Raw genomic sequence first — 19,320 nt, forward strand, 5'->3', positions numbered from 1 at the left:
CGAAGTCGAGAAGCATTCGCGCCCGTGTCTCGACTACGCTCGACACGAACGGAGGTTGGGTTCAGGCGGCGATGTGCATGGGTTCGAGGCCCGCGAGGCGGGTGACGACTTCCAGCTTTGGCACCACGCGCGGCTTTTCGCCCGCCAGCGCCCTCGCCACCGCGCCGATATGCTCCGGCGTCGTGCCGCAGCAGCCGCCGACCATGTTGACCAGCCCTTCATCGACCCATTGGCGGATCAGCTTTGCGGTGGTTTCGGGCAGTTCGTCATATTGGCCGAGTTCGTTGGGCAGGCCTGCATTGGGATAGGCCAGGATCAGCGTGTCGGCATTTTTCGACAGGTCGGCGAGATAGGGGCGTAGCAGGTCCGCGCCGAACGCGCAGTTCACGCCGATGGTCAGCGGCTTCAAATGGCGCATCGAATACCAGAAGGCGTTGATGGTGTGGCCCGACAGGTTGCGGCCCGACATGTCGGTGATGGTGAAGCTGAGCATCAGCGGGACCGGGCGGCCCGCCGCTTCCTCCGCCTCGCGCGCGGCCATGCCAGCGGCCTTGGCGTTCAGGGTGTCGAAGCAGGTTTCGACCAGCAGGAAATCGACGCCGCCTGCGATCAGCGCTTCGCACTGTTGCCGATAATCGGCCTTGAGCGTGTCATAATCGACCTCGCGATAGGCGGGGTCGTTGACGTCGGGCGAGATGGACAGCGTCTTGTTCGTCGGCCCGATCGAGCCGCACACGAAGCGGGGGCGGCCATCCGCCGCGGTCGCGGCGTCGCAGGCGTTGCGCGCCAGCGTGGCGGCGGCGATATTGATGTCCCATACCAGATGTTCGCAGCCATAATCGGCCATCGCGATCTTGGTCGAGCTGAACGTGTTGGTTTCGATCATGTCCGCGCCCGCCGCCAGATACGCGGCATGGATGCCCTGCACGATGTCGGGCCGGGTGAGGCAGAGCAGGTCGTTATTGCCCTTCTGATCCTTGGGCAAATCGAGGGTGCCGCGATAATCGGCTTCGGTCAGGCCATGTTTCTGGATCGACGTGCCATAGCCGCCGTCGAAGATCAGGATCTTTTCGGCGGCCAGGGCGCGTAATTGTTGTTCAGCGTTCATCAGTCAAACTCCGTTCGCCCTGAGCCTGTCGAAGGGCCCCACTTAACTTCAAGAAGGATTGGGCTTCGACAAGCTCAGCCCGAACGGGGAGGGACATCATCGTCATGCCGCAACGTCCGCTGTCGCCTTTGCCCGCAGCCCCAGCAAATGGCAGATGGCAAAGCTCAATTCCGAGCGGTTGAGCGTGTAGAAATGAAAGTCGCGCACGCCGCCTGTGTAGAGTTTCTGGCACAGTTCCGCCGCGATCGTGGCCGATACCAGCTGGCGCGAGGCGGGGTGGTCGTCCAGTCCTTCGAACAGGCGCGCCATCCAGCTGGGCACCTGCGTATTGCACATGGCGGCCATGCGCTGGGTCGCGGCGAAATTGCTGACCGGCATGATGCCGGGCACGATGTCGGCGGTGATGCCCGCGGCCAATGTCTTGTCGAGGAATCGGAAATAGGCGTCGGGCGTGAAGAAGAATTGGGTGATCGCGCGGATCGCCCCGGCGTCCAGCTTGCGCTTGAGATTATCCAAGTCGCTTTGCGCGCTGGCGGCTTCGGGGTGGACTTCGGGATAGGCCGATACCGAAATTTCGAACGGGTGGCGCTTGATGAGGCCTTCGACCAGTTCGGCCGCGCCCCTATAGCCCTGCGGGTGCGGTTCGAACGTGCCACCGACTTCGGGCGGGTCGCCGCGCAGCGCGACGATGTGGCGCACGCCCGCGTCCCAATAGGCATCGGCGATCTCGCCAATCTCATCCTTGCTCGCGCCGACGCAGGTCAAATGCGCGGCGGCGGCCAGCGGCGTTTCCTTCGCGATCCGCGCGACCGTATTATGGGTGCGTTCGCGGGTCGATCCGCCCGCGCCATAGGTCACGGACACGAATTTGGGAGCGAGCGGCGTCAACGTCTCGATCGCGGACCAGAGTTGCGCTTCCATCTTTTCCGACTTGGGCGGGAAAAATTCGAAGCTGACCTGGCAGTCGCCCGCCAGGTCGGCGTAGAGCGGGGCGGCAGGATCGTTCAGGGTCATGCGGAAATCCGTCCTTCGATGGGCAGGATGCGGGCGCCCTTGCGCCGTCCCAGCCAGAGTTGCACCGTCAGTTCCTGGCCCGGCAAAGTCTCCACCCGCTCCAGCACCAGCCCTGCGGCCGCGAACCAGCCGCCGATCTGATCGTCGGAGAAGCCGAGGCGGGCATGTTGGTCGCGCAGGCGCAATTCCTCACGCTCATGCGGGGCGAAGTCGGCGATCAAAACGCGGCCGTCGAGCGCGGTCACGCGCGCGGCTTCGGCAATCACCTGTTCGGGGGCCTGCGCATAATGCAGCACCTGATGCAGCACGACGGTATCGACGCTGCCCGGTTCGAGCGGCAGGTCGAGGAAATCGCCCAGCAGCAGCGCATATTTGTCGCCGGCATCTTCGGGCAGCTTGGCGCGCGCGAGGCGCAGCATGTCCGGGCTGCGATCGATCGCGGTCACGGCGCGGGCGGCGGGGCCGAACAGTTCGACCATCCGGCCGGTGCCGGTGCCGATGTCGAGCAGATGGCCGATCGGGGCGCTGGCGAGCAGCGCGGTCATCGCGGTTTCCACCTGCGCCTCGGCAACGTGGAGCGAGCGGATCGCATCCCATTCCTCGGCATGGTCGGCGAAATAGCTTTCGGCGGCGCGGGCGCGATCGGCGCGCACGGCAGCAAGGCGCGCCAAATCAGCCTGTTGCCATAATTTTTCGGCGTCCGATGGCGTCAGATGATCGAACAGGGCGATGAAGGGGGCGAGGCCTTCGCCTTTGCCGAGGCGCAGGAACACCCAATTGCCCTCCTTGCGCCGCTCGACAAGCCCAGCCTCGGCCAGGATGCGGACATGGCGCGATACGCGCGGCTGACTTTGCCCCACGACCTGTGCGATTTCGCCGACCGCCAGCTCCATCGCGCGCAGCAAATGAATGATCCGCAAGCGGGTCGGATCGCCAAGGGCGCGGAAAATGTCGAGCGAAGCTGCCATGCCAGCATCATATAAAGAAATCTTTATATGCGTCAACAACTCTCATTTTCCGGCTTTTGACCGGCAAAAGCATGGGCCTATCGCCTTGCTGTTGCATGAATGGGATTGCCTTGCCCCGTCCAAGGCATTACGAATCGCCCCGCAGGCGCAATGGGGGGTGAGCTTTTCTCCGAGAGTGGTCTGCACCGTTTTTTTCTCAGAGAGGGGTTTTTGCCCATGACCAAGTCTATCGCTCTTTCGCTCGTTCTTGCCGCTTCGCTCGGCCTGGCTGCCTGCTCGGGCGCCGAAACCGAAAACGCCGCCAACGCCGCTGCCAACTCGGCCGAGAACGCGTCGAACGCTGCCGACAACGCCATGAACGCGGCGATGAACGCTGCCGACAACGCCGCCAACGCCGCGTCGAACGCCACCAACAACGTCGCCAACGCGATGTAAAACCCGCAAGGGTTTGTTGGACGAATGTGATTGGGGGTCGCACCGGCAACGGCGCGGCCCCTTTTCTATTGGGGACAGAAAGATGATCCGCGCCTTACTCATCGCTACAGCACTGCTATCGCTTGGTGCCTGTGGTTCAGAGCCGTCCGATGGAGTCGGTGGGGTGAGCGCCAGCGAGGCAGAAGCGCTGAACGATGCGGCCGCGATGCTCGATGCGCAAAGGGGTGTGGCGCAGAGCGGTGATGCTGGTCTTAATCCCGCAGCCAGCGCGGCCGCAGGGGCCGATCGTGGCCGGGTTGCGCCGCAGCCTGATCCCAAACCTTGACGCAAAAAGGCCGCCCCTGACGGGACGGCCTTCTTACTTGGCTCAGAATTCAGCAGTTACGGTCGATCGCCCGGCCGGCGAGGGCACCAACGCCTGCGCCGATGATCGCGCCGGTCGTGCCGTCACCGCGACGGCCATAGCGGCCCGAACCCTTGCCCACTTCATTGCCGAGCAGGCCACCGGCGATCGCGCCGATGATGGTGCCGCCCGTGCCATTGTCGCGGCAGCGATAGCCGCCCCGATAGCCATTATTGCGATAATAGCGGTCGCCGCGATAATATTGGTTACGGTTGCCGCGATAGCCACGGTCACCCCGGTAGCCGCGATTGTCGCCGCGATAATAATCGCCGCGATCATAGCCACGGTCGTAACCGCGATAATAGCCATTTTGCGCCATTGCGGGTGTGGCGGTCGCCACCATGGAGGCTGCGCCCATTGCCAGGGCTGCGCCCAAATTCAAAAGAAACTTCATCTTCATCGCGCTTCTCCTTCCTGTGTCAGCATCAGAGGGGCGATGTCCGATTACGGGATTGCCCATCGAGTGACGTCTTTATGGCCGATTCGGGTTGAGCCATCCCTGAATGGCGATGACAGCCATTGTTCACATGGCAGGTCACGTGGCAGGGGTTGGCCATTGCCCTGCTGCGCTTCGTCGACGGAGCCGCTATGGCGGGCGGGATGACGCGAATCCTGATCGTGCTGGCGCTGGCCATCCTGCTGTTGCCAGCGCCGCATCCCAGCAAGCCGGAAGCGGTGCAGGCAGGGGCGTTGCTGGTATCGGCGCGCGCGCTGCCGCTCAGCAGCATCGACCCCGCGCTGCGGCGCGTGGGAGCGCTGGACTATCTCGGCGGTTGGGAATTGCGCAGCGCCAATCCGGGCTTTGGCGGCATTTCAGCGCTGCGGGCGACCGGCGGGGGCGACATATTGGCGTTGAGCGATTCCGGTATCCTGATGGGTTTTCATGTGGGGTCGGGCGAGGCGTCGCGGCGGCCGTTCATCGCGCCCTTGCCGGTGCGGCCCAAGGACCGGGACCGACCTTGGTGGGCGTGGGATTCCGAAGCGCTGACCTATGATCCGGCCACCGACCGCCACTGGGTGGGGTTTGAACTGCAACAGTCGATCTGCCGCTATGCGCCGGGTTTCGCGCGGGTGGAGGCGTGCCGCGTCTGGCCCGCCATTCTGCGCTGGCCCAAGACGGGATCCATCGAATCGCTGGCGCGGTTGCCCGATGGCCGGTTCATCGCGATTGCGGAGATGGGGATGACGTCGGACGGGGCGCATCAGGCGCTGCTGTTCGCGGGCGATCCGGCCGAGAGTGCGACGCCCGACCCCATTCCGCTGCGCTACACGCCGCCGCAGGGTTATCGGCCGACCGATGCGGTGGCGCTGGACGATCGGCGGTTGCTCGTGGTCAATCGCCGCCTGACGCTGCAGAATCTGTTTACCGCCACCATCGCGATCGTCGACCTGCCAGGGAAGTTGGCGCCGGGGGCAACGCTCAAGGCGCGGACGCTGGCCCACCTCGCGCCGCCGTTGCTGGCCGATAATTTCGAGGGGATCGCGATCAGCCGGGAGAGCGGGCGGACAATGCTATGGGTCATCTCCGACGATAATCACGAATTTTTCCAGCGGACATTGCTGTTGAAGTTCGGGCTGGCGGATCAACCATCGGCAAAGCCGAACGGCGCGCGCGTTCCGCGATAATCGTCGGGCAGCATGTCGCGGCCGATCGGCGGGGCGGCGCGGGCGAGGCAGTGGGGCCGGTGGCAGAGGCGACAAGTGACGCCGATCGGCGTGGGGTCCGGGGGCGGGCTGCCTTGGGTGTAGATCAGGCGATGGGCATGATCGGCGGCGCAGCAGAGCGCGATGGCGCGGTCGACCTTGGGCGATCCCCAGCCACCACCGCCCGCCGTCACCGTGCGCGCGATCGAGAAGAAACGCTGGCCGTCGGGCAATTCGAGCCATTGGGTGACGACCTGACGTGGGGTTTCGAACACGCGATGCACCGACCAGAGTGGGCAGGAGCCGCCATGGCGAGCGAAGGGGAAGCCCGCGCCGTCGAGCCGCTTGGAGACATTGCCCGCCGGATCGACGCGGAGAAAGAAGAAGGGGACGCGCTCTTGTCCCGGTTTTTGCAGGGTGGTGAGGCGGTGGGCGGTCTGTTCGAAACTGGTGCCGAACTGGCGGGCGAGCGCTTCGACATCATAGCGGCGCGCTTCGACCGCTTTGGCGAAGGCGGAATAGGGCATCAGGATCGCGGCCGCGCCATAGCTGGCGAGCGCGCGGCGGGCGAGGCGGCGGCTGCTTTCGTTGGCGAACTGGCCGTCCTTGAGGATGGCGTCGAAGGCCTTACGCATTTCCAGATAGGCGATCTGGAGCGCCAACTGGAATTGCGCGCTGGCGGTGTCGAGCGTGTCGTCGAGGAGTATTGCGTCGCGATGCCGATCATAGCGGCGGAGCGACCAAGCCATGACGTCGGCAGGCAGGCGGCGGACGCGGAGGCTATGCCGGGCGCGCAGCCAGCCGGTGAGGCCGCCTTCCGTCTCGGCATCGGCGGCGAGTTTTTCGGCCATGTCGTCCAGCGTCGGGAAGCTGTTGCGGCGGGCGGCGAGGAAGCGGCGCGATTCGGCGACCGGATCGGGCGTATCGTCGGGGGCGGCGCCCTGGTCGGCGAGGGCCAGATGCTCCTGGCGATAGCTGGTGTAGAGGCGCAGCAGGGCTTCGGTGATGCCGGGATAATTGACCGCGACATCACCAGTGGCAAGCGCGGGCAGGTCGAGGTCTGCGAACATCGGGTCTTTGAGGACAGCGTGGAGCCGCGCGGTCTGTTCGGTGCCGCCGTCGCCCGCGACCTCCGCCATGTCGAGTTTATAGGTGCGCGCGAGGCGCAGCAGCATGTCGGCAGTCAGCGGCCGCTGGTTGCGTTCGAGCAGCGCGACATAGGAGGGAGAAATGTCGAGATCGGCGGCCATGTCGGCTTGCGTGAGACCGAGGTCGCGGCGCAGCCGCCGCAGGCGCGGCCCCATATAGACCGGACTATCTTTACGCATCGGGCCGACTCCTGTCTAGGCTTTACAACTTTACAGCAGATTTTTGTAAAGATCGACAACTGAACTTCACAAGGGCTGCCGCGCCGTGCGGGCGGGGGGTAGGGGCTGTGCATCAAGCCCATAGCTCAAGAGGGAACGGCCCATGTCCTACCAGGAAAATATCGCAAAGGCGCAGGCACTGATCGGCAGCCATCCCGGCACCTGGGACGGCATCAATGCGGAATCGGTTGCGCGCATGCAATTGCAGAACCGGTTCAACACGGGGCTCGACATCGCCAAATATACCGCGGGTATCATGCGCCGCGACATGGCGGCCTATGATGCGGACCCGGCCGAATACACCCAGTCGCTGGGCTGCTGGCACGGTTTTATCGGCCAGCAGAAGATGATCGCGATCAAGAAGCATTTCGGCACGACCAAGCGCAAATATCTCTATCTGTCGGGCTGGATGGTCGCGGCGCTGCGCAGCGACTTTGGCCCGCTGCCCGACCAGTCGATGCATGAGAAGACCAGCGTTCCGGCGCTGATCGAAGAGCTTTACACCTTTCTGAAGCAGGCCGATGCCCGCGAATTGGGCATGTGGTTCCGCGATCTCGACGCGGCGCGCGCTGACGGTGACGAGGTCAAGGCGCAGAAGGCGCAGCATGCGATCGACAATTTCGAAACCCATGTCGTCCCGATCATCGCCGACATCGATGCGGGCTTCGGCAATGCCGAAGCGACCTATCTGCTCGCCAAGAAGATGATCGAGGCGGGAGCCTGCGCGCTCCAGATCGAGAATCAGGTGTCGGACGAAAAGCAGTGCGGGCATCAGGACGGCAAGGTCACGGTGCCGCATGAGGACTTCCTCGCGAAGGTCCGCGCCTGCCGTTACGCCTTTCTGGAACTCGGCGTCGATGATGGCATCATCGTCACGCGGACGGACTCGCTGGGCGCTGGCCTGACCAAGCAGATCGCGGTCAGCAACGAGCCGGGCGATATCGGCGACCAGTATAACAGCTTCCTCGATTGCGAGGAGATCGACCCGGCGACGGCGAAGAATGGCGATGTCATCCTGAACCGCGACGGCAAGCTGCTGCGCCCCAAGCGGTTGCCGAGCAACCTGTTCCAGTTCCGCGAGGGCACTGGCGCGGATCGCTGCGTCCTCGATTGCATCACCAGCCTGCAAAATGGCGCGGACCTGTTGTGGATCGAGACGGAAAAGCCGCATATCGAGCAGATCGCGTCGATGGTCGACCGCATCCGCGAGGTCGTCCCCAATGCCAAGCTGGTTTATAATAATTCGCCCAGCTTCAACTGGACGCTGAATTTCCGTCAGCAGGTGTATGATGCCTGGGTCGAAGCGGGCAAGGATGTCAGCGGCTATGACCGGGCGCGCCTGATGAGCGTCGATTATGATGCCACCGATCTGGGTCGGGAAGCCGACGACCGCATCCGCACCTTCCAGAAGGATGCGGCGGCGCGGGCGGGGATTTTCCACCACCTCATCACCTTGCCGACCTATCATACGGCGGCGCTCAGCACCGATAATCTGGCCAAGGAGTATTTCGGGGAGGCCGGGATGCTGGGCTATGTCGAGGGCGTGCAGCGCAAGGAAATCCGCCAGGGTATCGCCTGCGTGAAGCATCAGAACATGTCGGGCAGCGACATTGGCGATGATCATAAGGAGTATTTCGCGGGTGAAGCGGCGCTGAAGGCCGGTGGCGCGCACAATACGATGAACCAGTTTGCGGCCTGAGACTCTCGCGCTTTGTCAGGGGGCGATGTCGGGAGATCGGTCCCCGCCTGCGCGAGGATGACGGCCGCTTTACGGGCCAGCTCGCGGGGAATTCGACACTCCCTTCGCGGGTTTGGGTGGAAGGACTGGACGGCCCGGCGGGAAACTGCCGGGCCGTTTTTTCAACGTTGAAATCCTCCCCCTGGAAGGGCAGGGGAATCGCATATGGGCTTGAACGATTGATCGAATGGGATTCTTGGGTGGTCTCCATAGTTGGAGGCGACCGATGGATGATTTTTTCGGCATATTTCGGTGAGGTTGACGATCCGCGCGCGGGCAATGCGCGGCACAATCTTCTCGAACTGATCTTCGTTGCGCTTGCGGCGGTTCTGTGCGGTGCCGAAGATTGTACGGATATGGCGGAGTTTGCCCGTGCCAAGCTGGGCCTGCTGGTCAGGTGGTGGATCTGGAGCATGGTCCACCGAGCCACGACACGTTCAGCCGGGTCTTCCGGTTGCTCGATCCCGAGCCGTTCGAAGCGGCGTTTGCACGCTTTACGGCGGCATTCGCAGGTGCCCTCGAAGGCGTGGGTGGCGATTGATGGCAAGGCGTTGCGCGGGGCGTATGAACGTGGGCGCAAGGCGACGCCGCTGCATCTCGTCAATGTCTGGGCAGCCGAGAAGCGTCTGGTCATTGGCCAGCGGCTGGCACCCGGTCGCAATGAAGTCGCCGGCGTGCTGGAGGTGCTGACGCTGTTGCGTCTGGACGGCTGTATCGTCACCGCCGATGCCCTGCATTGCCGACCCGACACAGCGCAGGCCATTCTCGCAACCGGTGCCGACTATGCCCTGGCGATCAGGAAAAAACCGGCCAAAGCTGCTAGCCAGCGCCAAAGCGCTGATCGCAATGGGCGAGCAGGCGGATGTCGCCACGATCCGGTCAGGCCCGGCCCATGATCGCACGGAAATCCGACACGCGATCGTGGTGCCCGCCGAAGCCCTCGACTTCCCCGGCATCGCGGCGGTGGGGCAAGGTGGAAACGTGCCGCCGCAACGCTGGTCGGGACGAGCCACCGGTCAAACGCTGGTTCCTTCTGTCCCGACCTTTGACCGCCAAACGGCTGATCGAAGTCGCGCGTGCGCATTGGACCATCGAAAACCAACTGCACTGGGTGCTCGACGTCACCTTCGAGGAAGACGCCGCGCGAAGCCGAAAGGACTATGCCCCGCAAAACCTCGCGCTAATCAGGAAACTTGCGCTCAACATCTTGAGAACCCACCCGGACAAGGGATCAATCAAAGGCAAAATCAAACGGGCGGGCTGGAACGATGCATTCCTTCTCTCAATGCTTGGTCATATGCGATAGCCCTGCCTGGAAGGGGAGGGGACCGCGCCCGAAGGGCGTGGGGAGGGCGTCGCCCTATCGAGAGCGTGACACCCCTCCGTCTGGCCTGCGGCCATCCACCTCCCCTGTAAAGGCAGGCAGGGGAATCGCATATGGGCTTGAACGATTGATCGAATGGGATTCTTGGGTGGTCTCCATAGTTGAGGCGACCGATGGATGATTTTTTCGGCATATTTCGGTGAGGTTGACGATCCGCGCGCGGGCAATGCGCGGCACAATCTTCTCGAACTGATCTTCGTTGCGCTTGCGGCGGTTCTGTGCGGTGCCGAAGATTGTACGGATATGGCGGAGTTTGCCCGTGCCAAGCTGGGCCTGCTGCGTCAGGTGGTGGATCTGGAGCATGGTCCACCGAGCCACGACACGTTCAGCCGGGTCTTCCGGTTGCTCGATCCCGAGCCGTTCGAAGCGGCGTTTGCACGCTTTACGGCGGCATTCGCAGGTGCCCTCGAAGGCGTGGTGGCGATTGATGGCAAGGCGTTGCGCGGGGCGTATGAACGTGGGCGCAAGGCGACGCCGCTGCATCTCGTCAATGTCTGGGCAGCCGAGAAGCGTCTGATCATTGGCCAGCGGCTGGCACCCGGTCGCAATGAAGTCGCCGGCGTGCTGGAGGTGCTGACGCTGTTGCGTCTGGACGGCTGTATCGTCACCGCCGATGCCCTGCATTGCCGACCCGACACGGCGCAGGCCATTCTCGCAACCGGTGCCGACTATGCCCTGGCGATCAAGGAAAACCGGCCAAAGCTGCTAGCCAGCGCCAAAGCGCTGATCGCAATGGGCGAGCGAGCAGGCGGATGTCGCCACGATCCGGTCAGGCCCGGCCCATGATCGCACGGAAATCCGACACGCGATCGTGGTGCCCGCCGAAGCCCTCGACTTCCCCGGCATCGCGGCGGTGGGGCAAGTGGAAACGTGCCGCCGCAACGCTGGTCGGGACGAGCCACCGGTCAAAAACGCTGGTTCCTTCTGTCCCGACCTTTGACCGCCAAACGGCTGATCGAAGTCGCGCGTGCGCATTGGACCATCGAAAACCAACTGCACTGGGTGCTCGACGTCACCTTCGAGGAAGACGCCGCGCGAAGCCGAAAGGACTATGCCCCGCAAAACCTCGCGCTAATCAGGAAACTTGCGCTCAACATCTTGAGAACCCACCCGGACAAGGGATCAATCAAAGGCAAAATCAAACGGGCGGGCTGGAACGATGCATTCCTTCTCTCAATGCTTGGTCATATGCGATAGCCCTGCCCTGGCAGGGGGAGGATTTTTAGGCTATCCCCGCCCGTTGCCGGACAGTCTGCTTCAATATGTCGAGCGGCATCGCGCCCAGCGTCAGCACATCATGGAAAGCCTTGATGTCGAAGGCGTCGCCCTGCTTCTTCTGCACTTCGCCACGCAAATCGTTCCAGACGGTGTGGCCGATCTTGTAGCTGCAGGCCTGACCCGGCCAGACGGTATAGCGGTCGATTTCGCCCTGACTGCGGCCGCGGGCTATGCCGGTGGTGGCGATGAGATAATCGGTGGCCTTTTCGCGGCTCCACCGTTTGACGTGCATGCCGGAGTCGACGACGAGGCGGGTGGCGCGGAAGAGGAGCGACTGGAGATAGCCGACCTGACCCAGCGGGTCGCCTTCATACATGCCCATTTCGTCGGCGAGCTGTTCGGAATAGAGCGCCCAGCCTTCGCTATAGCCGCTATAGCCGCCGCGCCGACGGATCATCGGGATGGCGTCCGATTCCAGTGCGACCGACACCTGGAGATGATGGCCGGGCACGGCTTCATGATGGGTCAGGGTCGCGAGGCCGAATTTGGGCCGGTCGAACGTGTCACGCAGGTTGATATAATAGATGGCGGGGCGTGAGCCGTCGAGCGAGGCGTTCTGATAATAGCCGCCCGGTGCGCCCGCCTGGATGGTGACCGGCACGCGGCGGACCTCCACCGGGGCCTTGGGTACGGTGTTGAAGGCTTCGCCGAGCCGCTTCTGCATGGCGATGATCTGGACATTGAGCTGGGCGAGCAGCGCTTCGCGGCCCGGATCGGTATTGGGGAAAAGCTGGTCGGGGCGCTTGTTGAGCGCGACGAGGCGATCGCCAACCGTCCCCTGGCTCATCCCTTCGCCCTTGAGGATCGTGTCGATCCGGGCGCTGATCTGCGCGACCTGATCAAGGCCGATCTGATGGATTTCGTCGCCGGTGAGCGCGGTGGTGGTGGCCGCTTCGGCGGCGGCAGCGTAGAAGGCCTCGCCTTCGGGCAGACGCCACACGCCCGCGTCATGGGTCGCCTTGGCGCGGAGGTCCTGCACCAGGGCGCGCTGGCGATCGAGCGCGGGGAAAATCTTGTCGGTGACGATCTTTTCGGCCTGCGCGGCGCGTTCTGGCGGCAGGCCGGCGGCGGCGAGCTTCTTCACGAAGGAGGCGACGAGGACGGTCTGCGCGGCGGGCTGATCGCGCAGCGACGCCTGCATCTTGAGCGTCGTGTCGAGAATATAGTCGGGCGCGAACACGCCCTTGGCCGCATCCTCCTTCTGCCGGGCCAGTTCGCCGTCCATGGCGGCCGGGAAGGCTTCGAGGCGGGCGAGATAGGCGTCGGCATCGGCGGCGTTGGCGACGCGATGCTGCGAATCGAGGAAGTCGGGGGTTTCGCGATAGCTGCCAGTGAGTTGGCTCAGCACATAGGGGGCGTAGCGGCCCGCCGTCTCGCCATAGCCGAAACGTTCGCCGCCGATCGCGCGGTCAAGCTGATAGGTGACGACGTCATAGTCGAGCTTCGAGGCATCGCTGAGCGATGTGCGGTCGATGGTCGCGAGTTGCCTGGCCTGCGCCTTGCTGCGGGCGAGGTCGCGGGCGACCCCGGCGGCGGAGGTGTCGCTGAGCTTGCCGCGCAGCGCGGCGCGCTCGCCGGTGTCGAGGCCAAGGCGGGTCGCCTGTTCGGGCGAGTCGGCGAGCCGTTCGTAGAAGAAGCCGTCGAGCATGGCGCGCAGCCGGGCGTCGGCGGAGCCAGCTTGGGCGAAGGCGGGGGAGGCTGTGGCGGCGGTCAGCGCGGTGGCGCCGCTGGTGGCGAGAAATTGGCGTCGGTTCACGACTATGGGCTCCACAAATCGGGGAAGGGCGGCGAGGGCGTCGCCCGTGATGCCCCCTTGTGCCGCGATCCCAAGGGCTTGGCTAGGGGCAGTCCGATGCAAAGCCACTGGCGCTATACGCTGCGATGTCGATGGGATAAGCGACCCGCGCTTCCAAGGGAGACTTGCCATGGCCTACACGCTGATCACCGCGAACCGCAATTATAGCAGCTGGTCGCTGCGCCCCTGGGTGCTGATGACCGCGTTGGGCATCCCGTTCATCGACCGGATCGAGCCGTTTTTGCAGCCGACCAACTATGCCGCCTTCCGTAGTTTTTCGCCGACGGGGCAGGTGCCTGCGCTGATCGATGGCGAGCGGACGGTGTGGGATTCGCTGGGGATCATCCTCTATCTCGCGGATCGCTATGCCGAAGTGTGGCCGCGGGACGAGGCGGCGCGGGCCTGGGCGCTGTGCGCGGCGGCGGAGATGCATAGCGGCTTTGCGACGCTGCGGAATGATTGCACCATGAACGTCGGTGTGCGGGTGGAACCGCATCTGCCCTCGCCCGCGCTCAACAAGGATATCGCCCGGCTGACCGAGCTTTGGGCGGAGGGCCTTGCGCGCTTTGGCGGGCCGTTCCTGGCGGGGGATGCCTTTACCGCCGTCGATGCTTTTTATGCGCCGGTTGCCTATCGGGTGCGGACCTATGGGCTGGATGTCGGCCCGGGGGGGCAGGCCTGGGTCGAGCATATGCTGGCGCTGCCCGCGATGCAGGAGTGGGAGACGGCGGCGCTCGCCGAAACCTGGCGCGAGGATGGGCATGAGGCGGAGATCGGCGCGGCCGGGCGCATCGTGGCGGACTATCGCGCCTCATAAAATCCTCCTCTGCCCCGCTGGGGGAGGATGAATTATGCCTGTCCACCGCCTCAATCGTAACATTCTTGCCCGCCAGATAGATAAAAGGGCATATTGCGGCGCGCTTCCCCCTTTTCCCCCTGCCATTCCGGGTCTAGGGGGGAGCCACTATGGTTAAACCCCGCACCCTCTATGAGAAGATCTGGGACGCGCATGTCGTGGAGCGTCGCCCGGATGGCACTTGCCTCATCTATATCGACCGGCACCTTGTCCATGAAGTGACGAGCCCGCAGGCATTCGAGGGGCTTCGTCTTGCCGGGCGCAAGGTGCGGCGGCCCGATCTGACGCTGGCAGTGCCGGATCATAATCTGCCCACGACCCCGCGTCGCGACGCCGATGGCAAGCGTATTCCGATTGCCGATCCGCAGAGCGCGCAGCAGCTGGAAGCGCTGGAACGCAATGCGCCGGAATTTGGCGTCCGCCTGATCGGCGACGCCGATGTCGAACAGGGCATCGTCCATGTGGTGGGGCCGGAACAGGGCTTCACGCTGCCGGGCACGACGTTGGTATGCGGCGACAGCCATACCAGTTCGCACGGCGCGCTCGGCGCGCTGGCGTTCGGGATAGGCACGTCGGAGGTCGAGCATGTGCTGGCGACCCAGACCCTGCTGCTCAAACAGTCGAAGACGATGGCGGTCGTGGTCGAGGGCGAACTGGGCTTTGGCGTTACGCCCAAGGATGTCGCGCTGGCGATTTGCGGGCGGATCGGCACGGCGGGCGGGACCGGCTATGTCATGGAATATCGCGGGTCCGTGTTCCGCGACATGTCGATCGAAGGGCGGCTGACGGTCGCCAACATGTCGATTGAGGCGGGCGCGCGGTCGGGCCTGTTTGCGCCAGACGAGACGACCTTTGCCTATTTGCAGGGCCGTCCGATGGCACCCAAGGGCGCGGATTGGGACGCGGCGGCCGCCTGGTGGCGCACGCTCGTCACCGATGAGGGCGCTGTCTTCGACAAGGTGGTGGTGATCGACGCTGCCGATATCGTGCCGACCGTGACTTGGGGCACCAGCCCTGAAGATGTGGTTGCGGTGACGGGCGTGGTGCCCGACCCCGACAGTTTCGAGGATGCGTCCAAGCGGGCGGCCGCGCAAAAGTCGCTCGATTATATGGGCCTTACCGCCGGGCAACGGCTGGCCGACGTGGCGGTGGAGCATATCTTCATTGGCAGTTGTACCAACAGCCGGATCGAAGATCTGCGTGCGGCGGCGGCGTTGCTGGACGGTCGGCGGATCGCCAGCGGGATCAAGCATGCCATGGTCGTACCAGGCTCTGGCCTGGTCAAGCGACAGGCGGAGGCCGAAGGGCTGGACCGCATTTTCGTGGCGGCCGGGTTCGAATGGCGCGAGCCGGGCTGTTCGGCGTGCCTGGGCATGAACCCGGACAAGGTGCCTGCCGGCGAGCGCTGCGCATCGACCAGCAACCGCAATTTCATGGGCCGTCAGGGACCGGGTGCGCGTACGCATCTGGTGTCGCCTGCGATGGCTGCGGCGGCGGCGCTCACCGGGCGTCTGACGGATGTGCGCGAGTTATTGAAAGACCAAGAGGGGATGACGTTGTGAAAAAGATATTCTGGCTGCTGACGCTGGGCGCGCTGGCAAGTGCCGCGATGGCCGCCACGCTCGGCCGGGCCGAAGATCTGACCGCAGCGGAAGCCAAGCAGGCGCGCTGATGGAGAAGCTGACGACCGTCGAGGGGAAGGCCTATCCGTTCGGGATGAAGAATGTCGACACCGACATCGTCATCCCCTCGCACTGGCTCAAGACCATTTCGCGCACCGGCCTTGGCAAGGGCGCGTTCGAGGTGTTGCGCAAGGAACCGGGCAATGTCTTTGACGATCCGGCCTATGCGGGCAGCCCGATCCTGATCGCGGGCGACAATTTCGGTTGCGGGTCGAGCCGCGAACATGCCGCCTGGGCGCTGGGTGACCTGGGCATCAAGGTGGTGATCGCGCCGAGCTTTTCCGACATCTTCTCCAGCAATGCGTTCAAGAACGGCATATTGACTGTGGTGCTGCCGCAGGCGGCGATCGACCGGCTGATGGAAGTCGCACGGACCGACGAAATCCATGTCGACCTGGAGCAACAGACGGTCACGACGCAGTTTCAGGACCGTTTCGCGTTTGAGATCGACCCTTTCCGCAAACATTGCCTGTTGGGCGGCTTGGACGAGATCGGCCTGACGCTGGGCGATGCGGACGGGATTGCCGTCTATGAAAAGAGCGTCGCGCAGGATCGCCCCTGGATGATCCCTGCCGTTGCGTAATTACGCGCTTCTGCCTATCTGATTTTCGATATCCGCTTTGAACAGGGCTTTTGGGCATGACGACTTTCGACGATCGCGAACGGGCATTCGAAAATATGTTCGCGCATGACCAGGAAATGCAGTTCCGCATTCAGGCGCGCCGCAACCGTCTGCTGGGCGAATGGGCGGCAGCGAAGATGGGCCTGACGCCCGAAGAGACCGACGCCTATGCCAAGGCGGTGGTGCAGGCCGATTTCGAGGAAGCGGGCGACGAGGATGTGATCCGCAAGCTGGTGGGCGACATGACATCGGCCGGGATCGAGATTGACGAGCCGGGCGTCCGCGCCGCGCTGGAAGAGCAGGCGGTCGTCGCGCGCCGTATGTTCATCGAAGCGCAGTAAGGCCGCCGCGATGCCGATGGCCGCCGACGAAATTGCCGACATGATCCGCGCTGCCATTCCCGATGCGCAGGTTGAGATTACCGACCTGGCCGGTGACGGCGACCATTATGCCGCGCGCGTGGTGGCGGAGAGCTTCCGGGGCATGAGCCGGGTGGCGCAGCAGCGCGCCGTCTATGCTTCGCTGGACGGGCGGATGGGGGGCGTGCTGCACGCCTTGCAACTGACCACGGCGGTTCCCAACTAAGATCGCATGGATAGTATGCGTCCGCCTATCGCGACGCCAGACAGGAATGGACTTTCGATCATGACCGACGCCGTGCATCAGCGGATCGCCGAACTTGTGGGTGCCCATGACGTGGTGCTTTTCATGAAGGGCACGCCGCTCTTTCCGCAATGTGGCTTTTCGAGCCGCGCCATTGCGATCCTGGAGCATCTGGGCGTGGCCTATGACACGGTCGATGTGCTGCAGGATCAGGCCGTACGGCAGGGGATCAAGGCTTTTTCCGATTGGCCGACCATTCCCCAGCTTTATGTGAAGGGCGAATTTGTCGGCGGCAGCGACATCATGATGGAAATGTATGAAGCGGGCGAACTGCACCAGCTGATGACTGATCAGGGCGTTGCCGCCGCGAGCTGATCGCGATGGATAAGGCGAGATTGAAGGAGGCGGTCCAGTGCGGGCCGCCTTTTTTTGTGGCTGATGGGATTGGCCGCCGCTTCTTCGCTTTTCTGCGTTGACTACGCATGTAATCGATGCGATTACAGATGTAGTTGAACGGGAGACGCAGGCGCGTGGCGGACATAGGCGACAAGATCAGTGAAGCCGAGCTGGTGGTGATGGAGGCGCTGTGGGAACAGTCGCCGCAGACCGCCACTGATGTCGCCGACCGCGTCGCGGCTGCGCGCGACTGGAGCGTCCAGACGGTCAAGACATTGCTGTCGCGGCTGATGGCCAAGGATATCATCGCCGCCGACCAGGATGGTCGCCGCTTTCTCTATCGGCCGATGGTGGCGCGCGATGATTATGTCGCGGGCGAATCGGGGCGGCTGGTCAATCGCCTGTTCGGCGGCCGCATTTCGCCACTGGTCGCGCAGCTGGCGAGCCAGGATCAGTTGACGGCGGAGGACATCGCCGAGCTGGAGGACATCCTCAAAGGGCTGAAATCATGAGCGTCTGGATCGTCGAAACGCTGATCGCCACCAGCTTGCTGATGGCGCTGGTGATGCTGCTGCGCCGCCCGGTCGCGCGCTGGCTGGGGGCCGGGGCGGCGTACAGCCTCTGGGTCTTGCCGTTGCTGCGCATGGTTTTGCCGGTGCTGCCGCAGGAGGTGGCTGCGCCTTCGCCGCTGCATATCGCGGTCGATCAGTCGGGCCTGCCCGGATTGCTGGCGCTTTCAAATAACCCGCAAGCGGCCTCGGCATCAGGTTTCCCTTGGCTGGAAACGGGGATTGCGCTCTGGTTCATCGGGTTGCTGGCGTTTCTGCTGTTCCAGGCGGTGGGCTACATCCGTTTCCGTCGCCATATGCTCGATGGCTCCGTATTGCTGGGGCAGGAGGGGCGCATCCGCACGATCGCCAGCCCGCAGGCATCGGGGCCGCTGGCCTTTGGCGTGCTGCGGCCGATGATCGTCCTGCCGGTCGATTTCGCGCAGCGCTATGACGATCTGGAGCAGGAAATGGCGGTCGCGCATGAGCGCGCGCATCATGAGCGCGGCGACCTGCTGGCCAATATGGTCGCGCTGCTGCTGCTTGGCGTTCATTGGTGCAACCCGATCGCCTGGATCGCCTACCGCGCCTATCGCGCCGACCAGGAAACCGCCTGCGATGCGCGCGTCCTCTCGCTTTATGGCCGCGACCAGGCCCATGCCTATGGCCGCGCCATCCTGAAAGCCGCAGGCGGGCGGCAATTCGTCGCCGCCTGTCATCTCAATCGCATTGCTACACTCAAGGGGAGGCTTGCCATGCTTTCGCACCATGAAATTTCGCTCCAGCGGATCAGTTGGGGCATGGCGGCTGTCGCCATCGTCACCGCCACCGGCCTCGCGCTCACCGCATCGGGCAGCCGCGCCGCGCAGCAAATGGCGGCGATCAGCGAGACCGTCGAATCCGCTGATCTGGCCCGGCTGGGCGATCTGGTCGCCCGGCCCGCCGCTGCGACCGTGCCGGAAGTGCCAGCCGTTGCAACCGTCCCCGACGTGCCGACCGCTGCGACCATCGCGGCCGAAACCGCGCCGATGACGCCCGTGCCGCCAGAGCCGATCGTGCCTGCCGCCGACATGATCGCACCTGTGCCGCCAGTGCCCCCTGCGCCGCCGGTGACCTGGCGCGAGGAAAGGGCGCGTATCAGCGTAAGTCGTGCCAATCAGTGGGGACAGACCCCTGCCATCCCGACCGAGGCGGACATTGCCCGGATGGTGCCGGTGGTGGATGTCCGCAAGGGTTGCGATGGCGACCGGACGGTTAGCCAGCGCGAGACGGTGGACAGCAATGGTCGCCGCGCCATCCGCATCCGCATTTGCGAGGCGCAGATCGAAGCACAGGCGCTGCGATCGGCGCGCGCGGGGTTGATGAAGGCGCGGGCGAAGGTGGAACGGGCAACGCATATGTCCGATCGTATTCGCGCCGACGTACTACGCGACCTGGACGAGGAAATCGCGCAGATCGACGGTCAGCGCAACTGATTGC

At 64.1% G+C, this 19,320-nt stretch carries 18 protein-coding genes and 2 pseudogenes; 14 read left to right on the forward strand and 6 right to left on the reverse strand.

Annotated features, from left to right (window positions below; translation table 11 throughout):
- Window positions 1-61: 61 nt before the first annotated feature.
- From OVY48_RS13960 to OVY48_RS13970, 3 genes are all read right to left on the reverse strand, one after another.
- Window positions 62-1,108, reverse strand: coding sequence for a homocysteine S-methyltransferase family protein (locus tag OVY48_RS13960; protein ID WP_313923256.1), 1,047 nt, complete (start codon window positions 1,106-1,108; stop codon window positions 62-64).
- 102 nt (window positions 1,109-1,210) lie between these two features.
- Entirely contained in the window at window positions 1,211-2,122 is a 912-nt protein-coding gene (metF, locus tag OVY48_RS13965; RefSeq protein WP_313923257.1) for a methylenetetrahydrofolate reductase, read from the reverse strand.
- Entirely contained in the window at window positions 2,119-3,090 is a 972-nt protein-coding gene (locus OVY48_RS13970; RefSeq protein ID WP_313923258.1) for a metalloregulator ArsR/SmtB family transcription factor, read from the reverse strand. Before OVY48_RS13970 ends, metF begins: the two co-directional genes overlap by 4 nt.
- Before the next feature lie 216 nt (window positions 3,091-3,306).
- Here OVY48_RS13970 and OVY48_RS13975 point away from each other — a divergent pair, with 216 nt between their 5' ends.
- Both OVY48_RS13975 and OVY48_RS13980 read left to right on the forward strand, forming a co-directional pair.
- On the forward strand, window positions 3,307-3,525 hold the full coding sequence (locus tag OVY48_RS13975) for a circumsporozoite protein (protein WP_313923259.1): 219 nt from the start codon (window positions 3,307-3,309) through the stop codon (window positions 3,523-3,525).
- A gap of 163 nt (window positions 3,526-3,688) precedes the next feature.
- Window positions 3,689-3,850 (forward strand): hypothetical protein, encoded by a 162-nt coding sequence (locus OVY48_RS13980; protein WP_313923260.1) that lies wholly within the window; start codon window positions 3,689-3,691, stop codon window positions 3,848-3,850.
- 49 nt (window positions 3,851-3,899) lie between these two features.
- Here OVY48_RS13980 and OVY48_RS13985 read toward each other — a convergent pair whose 3' ends face one another.
- Window positions 3,900-4,328, reverse strand: a complete 429-nt coding sequence (locus OVY48_RS13985) for a glycine zipper 2TM domain-containing protein (protein ID WP_037475748.1) — start codon at window positions 4,326-4,328, stop codon at window positions 3,900-3,902.
- Window positions 4,329-4,528: 200 nt separating this feature from the next.
- Between OVY48_RS13985 and OVY48_RS13990 the strand changes: the two genes are divergently transcribed.
- The gene (locus OVY48_RS13990; protein WP_313923261.1) at window positions 4,529-5,554 is read left to right on the forward strand and encodes an esterase-like activity of phytase family protein; all 1,026 of its coding nucleotides are present in this window, start codon (window positions 4,529-4,531) and stop codon (window positions 5,552-5,554) included.
- Here the strand turns inward: OVY48_RS13990 and OVY48_RS13995 are convergent.
- A complete protein-coding gene (locus OVY48_RS13995) occupies window positions 5,512-6,900 on the reverse strand; it encodes a short-chain fatty acyl-CoA regulator family protein (RefSeq protein ID WP_313923262.1) in 1,389 nt (462 codons plus the stop codon). The genes OVY48_RS13990 and OVY48_RS13995 overlap by 43 nt on opposite strands.
- A 142-nt stretch (window positions 6,901-7,042) precedes the next feature.
- Between OVY48_RS13995 and OVY48_RS14000 the strand changes: the two genes are divergently transcribed.
- From OVY48_RS14000 to OVY48_RS14010, 3 genes and pseudogenes are all read left to right on the forward strand, one after another.
- On the forward strand, window positions 7,043-8,638 hold the full coding sequence (locus OVY48_RS14000) for an isocitrate lyase (protein ID WP_313923263.1): 1,596 nt from the start codon (window positions 7,043-7,045) through the stop codon (window positions 8,636-8,638).
- Window positions 8,639-8,907: 269 nt separating this feature from the next.
- Window positions 8,908-9,983: pseudogene (locus OVY48_RS14005) on the forward strand (ISAs1 family transposase).
- 191 nt (window positions 9,984-10,174) lie between these two features.
- Window positions 10,175-11,258 (forward strand): annotated as a pseudogene (locus OVY48_RS14010) (ISAs1 family transposase).
- 25 nt (window positions 11,259-11,283) lie between these two features.
- On the opposite strand, the gene OVY48_RS14015 reads toward OVY48_RS14010, so the two are convergent.
- Window positions 11,284-13,095, reverse strand: a complete 1,812-nt coding sequence (locus OVY48_RS14015; protein ID WP_313923264.1) for a DUF885 family protein — start codon at window positions 13,093-13,095, stop codon at window positions 11,284-11,286.
- Window positions 13,096-13,264: 169 nt separating this feature from the next.
- Here OVY48_RS14015 and OVY48_RS14020 point away from each other — a divergent pair, with 169 nt between their 5' ends.
- From OVY48_RS14020 to OVY48_RS14055, 8 genes are all read left to right on the forward strand, one after another.
- Window positions 13,265-13,951: a glutathione S-transferase family protein gene (locus OVY48_RS14020; RefSeq protein WP_313923265.1), complete on the forward strand. Its 687-nt coding sequence runs from the start codon at window positions 13,265-13,267 to the stop codon at window positions 13,949-13,951.
- 149 nt (window positions 13,952-14,100) lie between these two features.
- The gene (leuC, locus tag OVY48_RS14025; protein ID WP_313923266.1) at window positions 14,101-15,552 is read left to right on the forward strand and encodes a 3-isopropylmalate dehydratase large subunit; all 1,452 of its coding nucleotides are present in this window, start codon (window positions 14,101-14,103) and stop codon (window positions 15,550-15,552) included.
- A gap of 109 nt (window positions 15,553-15,661) precedes the next feature.
- Entirely contained in the window at window positions 15,662-16,255 is a 594-nt protein-coding gene (gene leuD, locus OVY48_RS14030) for a 3-isopropylmalate dehydratase small subunit (protein ID WP_069066019.1), read from the forward strand.
- A 56-nt stretch (window positions 16,256-16,311) separates the two neighbouring features.
- Window positions 16,312-16,635, forward strand: a complete 324-nt coding sequence (locus OVY48_RS14035) for a DUF1476 domain-containing protein (RefSeq protein ID WP_037475734.1) — start codon at window positions 16,312-16,314, stop codon at window positions 16,633-16,635.
- A 10-nt stretch (window positions 16,636-16,645) separates the two neighbouring features.
- On the forward strand, window positions 16,646-16,879 hold the full coding sequence (locus tag OVY48_RS14040; RefSeq protein WP_037475732.1) for a BolA/IbaG family iron-sulfur metabolism protein: 234 nt from the start codon (window positions 16,646-16,648) through the stop codon (window positions 16,877-16,879).
- A gap of 60 nt (window positions 16,880-16,939) precedes the next feature.
- Window positions 16,940-17,272 (forward strand): Grx4 family monothiol glutaredoxin, encoded by a 333-nt coding sequence (gene grxD / locus OVY48_RS14045; RefSeq protein WP_069066020.1) that lies wholly within the window; start codon window positions 16,940-16,942, stop codon window positions 17,270-17,272.
- A 164-nt stretch (window positions 17,273-17,436) separates the two neighbouring features.
- A complete protein-coding gene (locus OVY48_RS14050; RefSeq protein WP_069066995.1) occupies window positions 17,437-17,805 on the forward strand; it encodes a BlaI/MecI/CopY family transcriptional regulator in 369 nt (122 codons plus the stop codon).
- Window positions 17,802-19,316 (forward strand): M56 family metallopeptidase, encoded by a 1,515-nt coding sequence (locus OVY48_RS14055; protein ID WP_313923267.1) that lies wholly within the window; start codon window positions 17,802-17,804, stop codon window positions 19,314-19,316. The genes OVY48_RS14050 and OVY48_RS14055 overlap by 4 nt, the downstream gene beginning before the upstream one ends.
- Window positions 19,317-19,320: the final 4 nt, after the last annotated feature.

The organism is Sphingobium sp. SA2, assembly GCF_032227065.1.
Taxonomy (GTDB): domain Bacteria; phylum Pseudomonadota; class Alphaproteobacteria; order Sphingomonadales; family Sphingomonadaceae; genus Sphingobium.